This is a genomic window from Nitratireductor sp. XY-223, from assembly GCF_004959855.1.
Taxonomy (GTDB): Bacteria; Pseudomonadota; Alphaproteobacteria; order Rhizobiales; family Rhizobiaceae; genus Hoeflea_A.
This window is the reverse complement of record NZ_SPNT01000001.1, coordinates 626,814-639,318: the sequence shown is the minus strand read 5'-3', so window position 1 is coordinate 639,318 and position 12,505 is coordinate 626,814. Positions and strand designations below refer to the sequence as shown.

General features: G+C 63.2%; 10 protein-coding genes and 1 pseudogene. 4 read left to right on the top strand and 7 right to left on the bottom strand.

The genetic code is table 11. The annotated features are described in order from the left end of the window. Window positions 1-34 precede the first annotated feature (34 nt). Complete coding sequence (locus tag E4M07_RS02790) at window positions 35-496, top strand: cyclic nucleotide-binding domain-containing protein (protein WP_136656754.1); 462 nt, start codon at window positions 35-37, stop codon at window positions 494-496. A gap of 6 nt (window positions 497-502) precedes the next feature. Here E4M07_RS02790 and E4M07_RS02785 read toward each other — a convergent pair whose 3' ends face one another. Next, window positions 503-886: a DUF3307 domain-containing protein gene (locus tag E4M07_RS02785; protein ID WP_136656753.1), complete on the bottom strand. Its 384-nt coding sequence runs from the start codon at window positions 884-886 to the stop codon at window positions 503-505. Window positions 887-1,137: 251 nt separating this feature from the next. Here E4M07_RS02785 and E4M07_RS02780 point away from each other — a divergent pair, with 251 nt between their 5' ends. Beyond that, a complete protein-coding gene (locus E4M07_RS02780) occupies window positions 1,138-1,896 on the top strand; it encodes a glucose 1-dehydrogenase (RefSeq protein WP_136656752.1) in 759 nt (252 codons plus the stop codon). A gap of 6 nt (window positions 1,897-1,902) precedes the next feature. Here the strand turns inward: E4M07_RS02780 and E4M07_RS02775 are convergent, their stop codons facing one another. Then, a complete protein-coding gene (locus E4M07_RS02775; protein ID WP_136656751.1) occupies window positions 1,903-2,712 on the bottom strand; it encodes an enoyl-CoA hydratase/isomerase family protein in 810 nt (269 codons plus the stop codon). A gap of 31 nt (window positions 2,713-2,743) precedes the next feature. After that, window positions 2,744-3,448: a transglutaminase family protein gene (locus E4M07_RS02770; RefSeq protein ID WP_246660340.1), complete on the bottom strand. Its 705-nt coding sequence runs from the start codon at window positions 3,446-3,448 to the stop codon at window positions 2,744-2,746. 166 nt (window positions 3,449-3,614) lie between these two features. On the opposite strand from E4M07_RS02770, the gene E4M07_RS02765 reads away from it, so the two are divergent. Then, a complete protein-coding gene (locus E4M07_RS02765; protein WP_206057161.1) occupies window positions 3,615-5,144 on the top strand; it encodes an AMP-binding protein in 1,530 nt (509 codons plus the stop codon). Between the two features lie 9 nt (window positions 5,145-5,153). Continuing rightward, window positions 5,154-5,984, top strand: a complete 831-nt coding sequence (locus E4M07_RS02760) for an alpha/beta fold hydrolase (RefSeq protein WP_136656750.1) — start codon at window positions 5,154-5,156, stop codon at window positions 5,982-5,984. Here E4M07_RS02760 and E4M07_RS02755 read toward each other — a convergent pair. The 4 genes and pseudogenes from E4M07_RS02755 to nirB form a co-directional block, all read right to left on the bottom strand. Further along, on the bottom strand, window positions 5,869-7,044 hold the full coding sequence (locus E4M07_RS02755) for an NAD(P)-dependent oxidoreductase (protein WP_169054064.1): 1,176 nt from the start codon (window positions 7,042-7,044) through the stop codon (window positions 5,869-5,871). The genes E4M07_RS02760 and E4M07_RS02755 overlap by 116 nt on opposite strands. Next, window positions 7,016-9,694: a nitrate reductase gene (locus tag E4M07_RS02750; RefSeq protein ID WP_136657477.1), complete on the bottom strand. Its 2,679-nt coding sequence runs from the start codon at window positions 9,692-9,694 to the stop codon at window positions 7,016-7,018. Before E4M07_RS02750 ends, E4M07_RS02755 begins: the two co-directional genes overlap by 29 nt. A 32-nt stretch (window positions 9,695-9,726) precedes the next feature. Then, complete coding sequence (gene nirD / locus E4M07_RS02745) at window positions 9,727-10,059, bottom strand: nitrite reductase small subunit NirD (RefSeq protein ID WP_136656748.1); 333 nt, start codon at window positions 10,057-10,059, stop codon at window positions 9,727-9,729. Then, window positions 10,056-12,503: pseudogene (gene nirB, locus E4M07_RS02740) on the bottom strand (nitrite reductase large subunit NirB). The gene nirD and the pseudogene nirB overlap by 4 nt, the downstream one beginning before the upstream one ends. Window positions 12,504-12,505: the final 2 nt, after the last annotated feature.

Genomic DNA, 12,505 nt, shown 5'->3' with positions numbered 1-12,505 from the left:
GGCTCGAATAAAGGGAGCGAATGGGAGTTGGTGAATGAGCACGCTGAATGATGATGTCGCAATGCTGCGCAAGGTGCCGCTGTTCGAAAGTGTGGACCCCAGCAAGCTCAAGCTGATTGCCTATACGTCGACACAGCTGGTTTTCGACGACGGCGAAGAGGTGTTCTCGCAAGGGTCCAACGGAACCTCAGCCTATCTGATCGCCAATGGCGAAGCGGATATCCTGTCCGACAGCGGCGAAAAGCAGGTCGTTGTCGCGACGCTTGGAACCAACGCCCTGTTCGGTGAGATTTCCGCATTTTGCGACGTACCGCGCACGGCCTCTGTTCGCGCCCACGGCCAACTGACCCTGCTCGAGCTCAAGCGCGAAAACCTGATGGAGCTGATCGGGGAATTTCCGGACGTCGCGGTCGAGGTCATTCGCGAACTGGCCCGGCGCCTCGCCCACACGACCTCCGACCTGGCCCATGTTCTGGAGAAGCAGAACTCCGGCTGACGGTCGTCAGACGGGCTGTGACAGGATAATCACCGCGATAATCGCCGCGTAGGTAAACTGGTGAACAAGCTGATCGGCGCCGTGTATGACCCAGAAGTGCCGGGTGTGCGGGTCAAGCTTGTGCTTGCAGTCGTAGCTTCCCTTTGCATAGTCCGTCGCGTAGTGAACGACGTATTCAAACACCATCAATAGAACGATGGTCAGCGCGGAAAGGCCGCAGAAAAGCAGGATCGGAAGGGTCAGGACGACGTGAATTCCGGCGTGCAGGTAGCCGCCCATCTTGTTGAAGTGGCACTTCCCGGCAATCATCGAAGGCCACTGGAGCGTGTAGTCCGCCACGTAGTGCTTGACCTGCAAGCCAACGAGCACCCAAACAACAAATAATTCCATCAGTCCACCCTGGAGCGAAACACGCTCTGAACGCAAGGGCCGCCCCCACCCCTCTACTCCAACATGGATTGTCGTTCGGTTGCGGTCAACGATTGGCGACCAATTTTTTGGACCCGCCCGACGACATGCGCCGCCCGAATCCACGGCGGGTCTTGCCGATCGGTTTATTGATCGTGATCATCGTCGCATCGTGGGGCGCCGGCTAAGATCGCCCGCAACGCAGGGTCAAAGTCAGAAAACGGGAGCCAACCATGCGAGGACTGAAAGACAGGCGGGTTATTGTGACCGGCGGAGGCAGCGGCATCGGCGCGGCCACCTGCCGCCGTTTCGGAGAGGAAGGCGCCCATGTCTTCATCCTTGACATCAATGTCGACAACGCGCAGCGGACCGCCGACGATATCAGGGCGAGCGGCAGCCAGGCGGACGCCTTCGAGGTCGATATCGCCGATCGCGATGCCGTATCAGCCGCCATAAAGGATATCGGACCCGGCGGCATCGATGTGCTCGTCAACAATGTCGGATGGGACAGGCTCGTCCCCTTCGTGGAATCCGACACCGACCTGTGGAAGAAGGTCATCGATATCAATCTCTACGGCCCCTTGCATCTGCACCATGCCGTGTTGCCGGTCATGATCGCGCAGGGCCGCGGCCGCGTCGTCAATATCGCATCGGATGCCGGGCGGGTCGGCTCGACCGGCGAAGCCGTCTACTCGGCCTGCAAGGGCGGCATCATTGCTTTCACGAAAACGATGGCGCGCGAGCTTGCGCGTTCCGGCGTTCAGCTTAACGCGGTATGCCCCGGCCCCACGGACACGCCCCTGTTCGCAAGTTTTGCGGAAGGCGAATCCGGCGGGCGCATAAAGACCGCCCTCGAAAAGGCGATCCCCATGGGCCGGCTTGCGAGGCCGGACGACTTTCCCGGCATCATCTGCTTTCTGGCCAGCGACGACGCCGGCTTCATCACCGGGCAGACGATATCGGTGTCCGGCGGGCTGACGATGAGCGGCTAGATCGCGCTAGACAGGGCAGTCGGGGTTGAAGTTCGGCTTGCGCTTCTCCCGCAGCGACGCAACGCCCTCGCGCACGTCGGGTCCCATGAATCCGAGCATCTCCAGCGCCGTCGACGTGTCGAAGATCGGCCCGGCCGAGCGCAGCCAGTTGTTGAGCGAGTATTTGGTCCAGCGGATGGCGCTCTGCGAGCCGGAGGCGAGGTCCGTCGCAATGCCCAGCACAGTCTCCTGAAGTTCGTCATCCTCGACGCACAGCGAGACCAGGCCGATGCGCTCGGCTTCCTCGCCGGTCAGCGGTTTCCCGGTCAGCAGATAGTATTTTGACTTGGCCATGCCGCACAGGAGCGGCCAGATAATCGCCGCCACGTCGCCTGCGGCGACACCGAGCCGCGGGTGGCCATCGACGATCCGCGCCGCCTTGCCGGTCACGGAAATGTCGGCGAGCAGCCCGACCACCAGGCCGGCGCCGGCGGCCGGCCCGTTGATCGCCGAGACAATCGGCTTGTTGCAGTTGACGATGTTGTAGACGAGGTCCTTCGCTTCCTTCCAGACCCGCATCAGGACGTCGTAATCGCCGGCCATTTCCTCGATCAGGCCGAAATCGCCGCCGGACGAGAACGCCTTGCCCTCACCGGTGACAATCACCGCATTCGTCTCCGGATCGCGGTCGATCTCCCGCCAGATATCGGTGAGTTGGCCGTGCGTTTCCCCATCGACGGAGTTGTAGCTCGATGGATTGGAAAAGGTGATGCGCAATATCCTGTCGGCCGGACGGTCGAGTTTCAGTTTGCCGTAGGCGGCATAGCGATCGGTCATGATTGGGTCCTTTGGTGTCTTCGCCGTTCGGTCAGGCTGAGCCGGAGAATGCGTCGTCTTCCACCTGCAAATCCCTTCGTGAGTCCGCATGTGCGGCCAGATTCGGATAGAATTCCCGGAAATCGGACAGGATCCGCTCCATCGGCGCTTCCTGGAAAATGCCCCGGTCGTTGACATATTCCATATGCCGCCGGTTTTGGGTATCGAATTCGTGGAACAGCGCATCGCCGGTCCCGTCGAATTCCAGCGGCTTGACCCCGAATTTCAGGCACAGTTCCTTGTTGAAGGCGGGTGTGACCTTGAAGGTCCGGTCGCCGAGCCAGAGCTGAACATAGCCGTGATAGATGAAGAGATCCGACTGCATGAGCGCGGCGAGCTTCGGCGAATTGAGGTGATTGCGCACGTCGGCAAATCCCACCGCCGCAGGAATTCCCGCGGCACGCAAACAGGCTGTCATGAGAATGGCCTTCGGCACGCAGTAGGCCGATTTGAACCCGGCGATCGCGCTCGCGACATAATCTTCCGGCCGCATCGAGAAAGCGTATGGATTGTAGCGGATGCCGTCGCGGACCGCGTGGTAGAGCCTGACGGCCTTTTGCGTGTCCGAGAGCTGTTGAGCATCCCCCAGCGCCTCTTGCGTGAACGCCTGAACCGCATCCGAATCGCTGTCGATATACCGGGTCGGCCTCAGATAGCCGTCCATGTCAGCCGCGTGCTGCCCGCCTGCTTGGCTCACTTGCGTTCCTCCAGTCCGTTTCGGAAATACACTGCAGATTTCTAACAACTGTTAGAATATTTGCGGTCAAAATCGGTGTCAATCGACCGCGCTGTCCACAGACGGAAAAAAACTAACATTCATTTGTTTTTTGTGTAACATCCGTTCATTGATTAGGGAGGCGCGCATGATGTACGGACAATCGGCCCAGGCCGGCCGGTCCACGGTTTACGGGCTTTTTCGCGCCCGGGCCTTGGTTACACCGGATGCGCCGGCGCTCCGCCAGGACGGCAGGGAACGCTCCTATGGTGAATTGCTGTCGCGCACCAACCGCCTCGCCAACGTGCTGCTGGCAAGGGGCGTAAGGCGTGGCGACCGTGTCGCCATCCTGTCCCACAACAGGATGGAATATATCGAGCTGGAACTCGCGGCGGCGGCCATCGGCGCCATCGTCTGCTGCCTGAACTGGCGGCTGACGGAGGACGAGCTGTCCCATTGCATCGCACTCGTCGCGCCGTCGCTGATCATCTGCGAAGATGAACTGGCGGCCGATGTTCCACAGCCAACCGATGCGCCGCTTCTTCTGCTGGGCGAGCCCTACGAGGCGCTTCTTGCCGGTTCTTCCGACACCGCGGTGGAGAGTGAGGTCGAGCCGGAAGACGGCCTGATCATCCTCTATACCAGCGGCACGACGGGACTGCCCAAGGGCGCTGTGATCAGCCACCGGGCGATGATCGCCCGCTCGCTGGTGTTTTCATCGGAATGGGCGCTTGCGCCCGATGACGGTTTCGTCGCATGGGCACCGCTTTTCCACATGGCCTCGACCGACCACGCGCTGTCGACCCTGATGCGCGGCGGCCTTGTTGCCGTGGTCGACGGCTACAATGCGGAGGAAATCATTGCCGCGATCGAACGCCAGCCGATCGGCTGGCTGGTGCTGATACCGGGCATGATCGAGGAATTCATCGCCGCCTGCAGGGCCGCCGAGGTCAAACCGCACGGCATCAGGATCTGCGGCGCCATGGCCGACCTCGTCCCACCGCAACAGATCGCCGAGGTGACCCGCATCCTCGGGACGCCCTACGCCAATTCCTTCGGCGCCACCGAGACAGGTCTCGCACCGGCATCGCGCGGCCGGATTGAACCGGGAGATGTTCCCGAGACGCTCTCCAAAAGTCAGACCGCCTTTTGCGAGGTTCGGCTTGTCGACGCCGACGACAATGACGTCGCTGACGGCGAGCCGGGTGATCTGGCGCTGCGCGGTCCGACGCTGTTTTCCGGCTACTGGAATGCCCACGAGGCCAACGCCGAGTGTTTTCGCGGCGGCTGGTTCCACATGGGCGACATGTTCCGCCGCAACCCGGACGGCACGCTGGACTTCGTCGACCGGGCGAAATACCTCATCAAGACCGGTGGCGAGAATGTCTATCCGGCCGAGATCGAGCGGGTGCTGCTCGCCGATCCGGGCGTCACCGATGCCGCCGTGGTGCGCACGGCCGATCACAGATGGGGCGAAGTCCCGGTTGCCTTTGTCTCGGTCTCGGATAACCGGCTGACGGAGGATGCGCTGATGCGGCGCTGCGCGGATTCGCTCGCCCGCTATAAACACCCGCGTGAAATTCGCTTGATCGCCTTTGACGATTTTCCACGCTCGACCAGTGGAAAGATCCAGCGGCATCTGCTTGAACAGTTGCTGGACGACATTCGGTCAGATTGAGGAGACCCCATGCCGAAAGTATCGGTCGGAGATTTTGAACTGGCTTACAGCTTCAATGGTGTCGAGCCGGAGAATAACTGTCCGACGATCGTGCTCGTGCACGGCGCCGGCGGACAGATGGCCGACTGGCCGGTGGCGTGGCGAAGCAACGCCGACATGACGCGGCTCGTCGGTCTGACACCCAAGTCGCACGACGGCGGGCTTGAGAAGTTTCCAGCCTATGCGATCGATCTGCCCGGGCACGGCCAGTCGGGCGGCTCCAGCCAGCAGACCGTCGAGGCCTACGCGCGGTCGGTCGCCGCTTTTCTCGACGCGCTTGACCTGGACAATGTCTTCCTCGTCGGTCACTCCATGGGCGCCGGGATCGCGCTCACACTCGCTGCTGAGCGCAATCCGCGCCTGTGCGCGGTCGCCCTCGTCGCGGGATCGAGCAAGCTCTCGGTCAGCCCGGCAATCCTCGAGGGCTTGCAGAACAGTTTCGAGGCGACGGTCGACAATCTCGTCAAATATTCCTGGCACCGCAACACCGGCGATTTCTTCAAGCAGAAGGGCCGTCAGCGCCTGCTCGAGGCCGGCCCGCAGGTCGTCTACGACGATTATTTCGCCTGCAGCGGTTTCGACGTGTCGGACCGCCTGGACAATGTCGACATCCCCGTATTGATCATTGCCGCCGCGGCCGACAAGATGGTGCCGGCGGACAAGAGCGAGGCCCTGGCCGGCACGCTCAAAGACGCGAAATACGTCGCGCTCGATGATTGCGGGCACTACCTGCAGATCGAGCAGACCGGACGCGCCGCGCAGGCGCTTTCCGGGTTTCTGGCGTCCGAGCTTCGGCAGTAGTATTCGAGACACCCGGAACGACGCTAACGGTCGTTCCCCGCGCGGTTGCAATGCCTTTCAACCGGGCGACAATGGAACAGGCCGCGGGGTTGCCCGGTATCACCCACACCGCGTGCCGTCCGCCGTCCGCCAATTCTTCCAGCCTATCGGCGAGGTCCGGTATTTCCTGTTCGGAAACCGGTTCCACAGGCGACCGGGACGCTTCGCGCCGCGCGAGTTCCAGAATACGATCGGCCGACGGATGGTCGTACAAGATGGCATCGGCGCTTTGCAGCGCGTGCACCGCCTTGATGGTCAAAAGCTCGGGATCGCCCGAGCCGCCGCCGATAATTGTGACGAGTCCGCCTGTTGCATCGACCTCGGCCGCGATCCTCTCCATGGCGGCAACGAGCAGTGTCCGCTCATCGACATGGCACGGCCTTGAAAGGGCAGCCCGGGAGAACCGTTCCCAGAAAATGCGTCTCTGCCGCCCCTGCTGAAGACGTTTGCCGACCGTCGCCCGCAAGGTCTTCGCGATATCCGCCCAGTCCGCCAGCGCCGGCGGCAAAAGCGTTTCGATGCGCCGCCTTATCGCCTGTCCGAGGATCGGCGCGGCGCCGTCCGTCGAAATGGCGACGACGGCCGGCGCGCGATTGACGATCGATCCGAACTGGACGTCGCAATGGTCCGGCCGGTCGATGACGTTGAGAGGAACGCCGGCGGCTTTTGCCGCCTGCTTCATCGCTTTCGCTTCCGCTTCGGACTGTGCATCCGCGACGACGATCGCCGCATCGGAAAAGCTGGCGGCGGTCCAGCGGCGCCTGCGGATTGTGATCCGGTCCCGAGCCGGTGTGTGTTCCAGTTGCAGAATCTGCGCCGACGGAGCCGGCGCGAAGATATCGACCAGGGCTCCCGCGGCGGCAAGCAGTTCCGCTTTCCAGGCGGCGGCCTCCGATCCGCCGACAACGACGGCGCGCCTGTTCCTCAGCTTCAGGAACACCGGTAAAACCGGAAGCGGCTTGATCCGCGCGGCGCTGTTTTCGCTCCCAGTTCTATTCAGCGGCTTGGGTTGTTCGTTCATTGATAATTGCCTGGATTTCGGAGCGGCACGAGCCGCAATTCGTTCCCGCGCCCAGCGCCCGGCCGATGGCGTCCGCATCCGGGCAACCGCCATCGAGGGCCGCATTGATCTGGTTGACACCCACGGTGAGGCATGAGCACACGATGCGTCCCGGATCCGGGCGCCCGCTGCCCGGCTGTCCGGCGACGACGCGACAACGGCTGCGCGGATCGCCGAAGACCGTGTGCAGTTCCTCGGCGACATGCGCTCGCGCGATGACGATCGGGCGCTGCGAAAAGAAAAACGCACCGATCAGCCGACTGTCCTGAAACAGCGCCACCCGCTCCGATCCGGTCGCTTCGTCGCGATACGTCAGCAATTCGGTTTCGCCAGCCGCACCGGCCATGGCGCGCGCCCGGGTGCTGACATCCCCCACCCCCGTAAAACTGGCAAACTCGACGCTCCACCCGCCGGATTCCCGCGCCAGTGCCCAGTAATCCGGCATATCGCCGCCCGGCCGCGCGGCAAGCACGGCATACCCGTAGTGCGCCACGGGCAACGCCGCGACCCGAACGGCCACATTCTTGGATGCCGGCTGGCCGGAAACGGGATCGATGACCGGCGGAACGAGCGCATTGATCCGGCCCCTGGCGGAATTCTGATCGGTCCAGTGCATGGGGACGAAGACCGAGCCCCTTGCTTGCCGGTCCGAGAGCAGGGCCCGTGCCACCACCGTGCCGTGTGCGTTCTCGACCCGCACCAGCGTGCCGGCCCCAATGCCCAGCACGGCGGCATCATCGGGATGCATTTCGCAATAGGGTTCGGTTGCATGCCCGCTGAGCCGATGGCTCTTTGCGGTGCGCGTCATCGTATGCCAGTGGTCGCGCACGCGCCCGGTGTTCAGCACAAGCGGAAAGGCATCGGACATCCTCTCTGGCCGCGCGGCATCGACAGCGATAAAGCGGCCACGGCGGTTCGTGGTGTAGAAGCCGCCATCGGCAAAGAACCGCGTGTCGCCGTCCGGTTGACCTTGTCTCAGCGGCCATTGAAACGGCATCATCCGGTCGAATTCGGCTTTCGTAATCGCTGCGTGCGCTCCGATATCGAGATCGCGGGACCCGTTGTTCTCGAAACCCGTCAGCGCGGCGTGCTCCCGGTAGATCTCCGCCGGTCCGGCATAGTCGAAGGCCTCCGAATATCCCATCCGGCGGGCAACCTGGCACACATGCCACCAATCGGGCTTCGCTTCGCCCGGCGGAGGCAGGAATGCGCGCTGGCGCGATATGCGCCGCTCGGAATTGGTGACGGTTCCGTCCTTCTCGCCCCAGGCGAGCGCCGGAAGGCGCACATGGGCATGCCGCACCGTATCGGTATCGGCCATCATGTCGGAGACGACGACGAACGGGCACGCTTCCAGAGCGGCCTGCACCGCATTTGCATCGGGAAGCGAGTCGACCGGGTTCGTCGCCATGATCCACAGCGCCTTGATGCGCCCATCTCCGACAGCCCGAAAGAGATCGACCGCTTTCAGGCCCGACTTTTCGGCAGCGCCCCGAGATCCCCAGAACCGGCCGACAATATCGCGGTGCGCCGCGTTCTCGATATCCATGTGGCTTGCGAGCATGTTCGCAAGCCCGCCGACTTCGCGACCGCCCATTGCGTTCGGCTGGCCGGTGACCGAGAACGGCCCCGCGCCCGGCCTGCCGATACGGCCCGTCGCGAGATGGCAGTTGATGATCGCATTGACCTTGTCGGTTCCCCCGGACGACTGGTTGACGCCCTGGCTGTAGATGGTGACCGTCCTCTCGGCGTTCGCGAACAGCCGGTAGAATTCCCCGATCTGTCCGGCCGGCAGGCCGGTCTGCCTGACAATCTCATCCAGCGATAGCGCCCGGGCCGCCGCCAGTGCGGCCGCGAAACCGTCGGTGTGCTTTTCAATGTAGGTGCGGTCGAGATGACTCGAAGCGGCGATATGCGCAAGCAGTCCGCAAAACAGTGCTGCATCGCCGTCGGCCTTGATGGCAAGGTGAAGATCGGCGATGTGATCCGTCATGGTCGCGCGCGGGTCGATGAGGACGACGCGCATCTGCGGCCGCGCGGCCTTCGCCGCAAGGAGGCGCTGGTAAAGGACCGGATGACACCAGGCGAGGTTCGATCCGGTCACCACCACGAGGTCCGCCAGTTCGAGATCCTCATAGGTTCCCGGAACGGTGTCGGTCCCGAAGGCGCGGCGGTGGCCGGCGACGCTGGAAGCCATGCACAGACGCGAATTCGTGTCGATATTGGCCGAACCAATGAAGCCCTTCATCAGCTTGTTGGCGACATAATAGTCCTCGGTCAGCAGTTGCCCCGAGACATAGAACGCGACGCTGTCCGGGCCGTGACTGGCGATGGCCTCTGAGAAACGCTGCGCCACCAGATCGAGCGCGTCATCCCATGGCACACGCCGTCCGTCGACCTGCGGGAACAGCAGCCGGCCGTCAAGATCGACGGTCTCGCCCAGTGCCGACCCCTTCGAGCACAGCCTGCCGAAATTGGCCGGGTGTTCATGGTCGCCCGTGATCGAGACCGATCCGCCCGGATGCCGGCCGGCGAGGATGCCGCAGCCGACCCCGCAATAGGGACAGGTGGTGCGGACCGTCGGCGGTTCCGGCGCCTCCCTGCCCGCCATGTTGCTGATCCCTTCGGATTCGCTCGCCTTCGTCATCGGCCCTCGCCGAGCGCCAGAAGGACACTGTTGCCCTCCACCTTGACCGGAAACGCCGCCGTAGCACCCTCGTCGGCGCCCTGGGCCTCGCCGGATTCCAGGGAAATGACCCAATTGTGCAAAGGACAGGTAACGCAGCCGTCATGGACGATGCCCTGACTGAGCGGCCCGTTCTGGTGGGGGCAGCGGTCTTCGAGCGCGAAGACCCGGTCATCGGCGGTGCGGAACACCGCGATCGTCATCTCGCCATACCGGACACACCTTGCGCCGCGCCGCGGGATATCGTCCAGGACCCCGATTTCCACCCAGCTCTGCGTTATCGCGTTCATTGCGCCGCCTCCAGGGATATCGTCGCCATCGGCCGGAACTCGTGTTTGTCGGCGCCCGACACGCGCTCGGACCAGGGATCGACCTGCGCGAATTTCTGCGAATGAACGAAACGGCCGTAATAGGCCTTGCGCCTGTCCGCATCCTCAAGGATCTGGCGGCGGACCTCGTCATAGCCGATGCGCTTCGCCCATTTGTAGATCCGCTCCAGATAGCGCCCCTGCTCGCGGTACATCTGGACCAGCGCCACGATGTGCTCGAGCACCTCCTCCTCCGTTGCGACGAGGCCGAGCACTTCCGTACCCTTGATGTCGAGACCGGCGGCGCCGGCAAAATGGATCTCGTAGCCGGATTCGACGCAGATGACGCCGACATCCTTGCAGGTCGCCTCCGCGCAGTTGCGCGGGCAGCCCGAGACCGCCATCTTCACCTTGGCCGGCGTCCACGAGCCCCACATGAACTTTTCGATGCGCACCCCGAGCCCGGTGGAATCCTGCGTGCCGAAACGGCACCAGTCCGACCCGACGCAGGTTTTGACGGTTCTCAACCCCTTGGCATAGGCATGCCCGGACACGAAGCCGGCCTTGCCCAGCTCCGCCCACACGGCGGGAAGATCCTCTTTCCTGATGCCGAGCATGTCGATACGCTGTCCGCCGGTCACCTTCACCGTCGGAATCTCGAAGCGGTCGACGACATCGGCGATCGCCCGCAGTTCCTTGGCGCTTGTCTGTCCGCCCCACATGCGCGGAACCACGGAATAGGTGCCGTCCTTCTGGATATTGGCGTGCACCCGTTCGTTGATGAAGCGCGACTGGTAGTCGTCCGCATATTCGTCCGGCCAGTCGCAGACGAGGTAGTAGTTGAGCGCCGGACGGCACTTGGCGCAGCCGCAGGAGGTTTTCCACTCAAGCTCCTGCATGACGGCCGGGATGGTTTTCAGCTCCTTGGCCTTAATCAGCCGTCGCACGTCGTCGTGACCGAGATCCGTGCAGCCGCACATCGACGCGACCGCCGCCGGGTTGTACCGATCGCCTAGTGTTAGGGTCATGAGCTGCTCGACGAGCCCGGTGCAGCTCCCGCAGGATGCCGATGCCTTGGTGTGAGCGCGGACATCGTCCAGCGTTGTCAGGCCCTTGGCGGTGATCGTCTCGGTGATTTTTCCCTTGCACACGCCGTTGCAGCCGCAGATCTAAGCATCCTCCGGCAGGGCTGCAACGGCCGCCATAGGGTCCGCGGAAGCGCCCCCCTGGTAGGCCTGTCCGAATATCAGCGTATCGCGCAGGTCCGAGATGTCCGCCTGTTTCTTGTGCAGGTCGGTAAACCAGGCGCCGTCGGCGGTCTCGCCGTAGAGCACCACGCCGATGATCCGGTCCTCTTTCAGCACCAGCCGCTTGTAGACGCCGGCCGACGCGTCGCGCAGTACGATTTCCTCCCGGTCATCCCCTTCCGCGAAGTCGCCGAGCGAGAACAGGTCGACGCCGGTCACCTTGAGTTTCGTGGGCGTTTCGGCATGCTGGAACGCTTCCGTTGGAACGCCCGCCAGATGGCCGGCTGCGACACGCGCCATCTGGTAGAGCGGCGCGACAAGGCCATAGACCTCGCCGCCGACCTCGGCGCACTCTCCGAGCGCATAGATGTCGGGATCGCTGGTGCGCATGCAGCCGTCGACCACGATGCCACGACTGACGTCGAGACCTGCCGCCTTGCCGAGGCCCGCATTCGGCCGGATGCCCGCAGCCATGACGACGAGCGAAGCCGGGATCACCGTCCCGTCATCGAGTTTCACGCCCTCGACATAGCCGTCGCCGACGATTGCCCTGGTGGTGGCCTTGGTGATGATGTTGATGCCCCTGCCCTCCAGCTCACGCTGCAGAAGATAGCCGGCCGAAGAATCGAGTTGACGCTCCATGAGGGTCGGCATCAGGTGAAGCACCGTCACGTCCATGCCTCGTTCTTTCAGCCCGGCCGCCGCCTCGAGACCGAGAAGCCCGCCGCCGATCACTACAGCCTTGCTGCGCGCCTGGGCGGCAAGCAGCATGGCATTGACGTCGTCGAGATCGCGGTAGGTGAGAACCCCCGGCAGGTCGTTGCCTGGCACGGGAATGACGAACGGCACGGAGCCGGTGGCGATCACCAGCTTGTCGTAGCATTCCGTCACGCCCTGGTCGGACGTCACCGTTCCCGCATCGCGATCGATGGCATCGATGCGGTGACCCTTGTAGAGGGTGATGCCGCGCTCGATATACCAGCCGTCGCCGTGGATGACGATTTCCTCGAAGCTCTTTTCGCCCGAAAGCACCGGGGAAAGCATGATGCGGTCGTAATTGACGCGCGGTTCCGCGTTGAAGATCGTCACGTCAAACGCGTCCGGCGCGCGTTCGAACAGATGTTCGAGCATGCGGCCCGGTGCCATGCCGTTTCCGATGATCACCAGTTTCTGTTTCATGG

What these genes read in the sequence shown, in the direction of transcription:
- E4M07_RS02760 (WP_136656750.1), top strand. Translation starts at nt 5,154, where the DNA reads ATGCCGAAAGTATCGGTCGGAGATTTTGAACTGGCTTACAGCTTCAAT.
- E4M07_RS02790 (WP_136656754.1), top strand. Translation starts at nt 35, where the DNA reads ATGAGCACGCTGAATGATGATGTCGCAATGCTGCGCAAGGTGCCGCTG.
- E4M07_RS02785 (WP_136656753.1), bottom strand. Translation starts at nt 886, where the DNA reads ATGGAATTATTTGTTGTTTGGGTGCTCGTTGGCTTGCAGGTCAAGCAC.
- E4M07_RS02765 (WP_206057161.1), top strand. Translation starts at nt 3,615, where the DNA reads ATGATGTACGGACAATCGGCCCAGGCCGGCCGGTCCACGGTTTACGGG.
- E4M07_RS02780 (WP_136656752.1), top strand. Translation starts at nt 1,138, where the DNA reads ATGCGAGGACTGAAAGACAGGCGGGTTATTGTGACCGGCGGAGGCAGC.
- E4M07_RS02755 (WP_169054064.1), bottom strand. Translation starts at nt 7,044, where the DNA reads ATGAACGAACAACCCAAGCCGCTGAATAGAACTGGGAGCGAAAACAGC.
- E4M07_RS02775 (WP_136656751.1), bottom strand. Translation starts at nt 2,712, where the DNA reads ATGACCGATCGCTATGCCGCCTACGGCAAACTGAAACTCGACCGTCCG.
- E4M07_RS02750 (WP_136657477.1), bottom strand. Translation starts at nt 9,694, where the DNA reads ATGGCGGGCAGGGAGGCGCCGGAACCGCCGACGGTCCGCACCACCTGT.
- nirD (WP_136656748.1), bottom strand. Translation starts at nt 10,059, where the DNA reads ATGAACGCGATAACGCAGAGCTGGGTGGAAATCGGGGTCCTGGACGAT.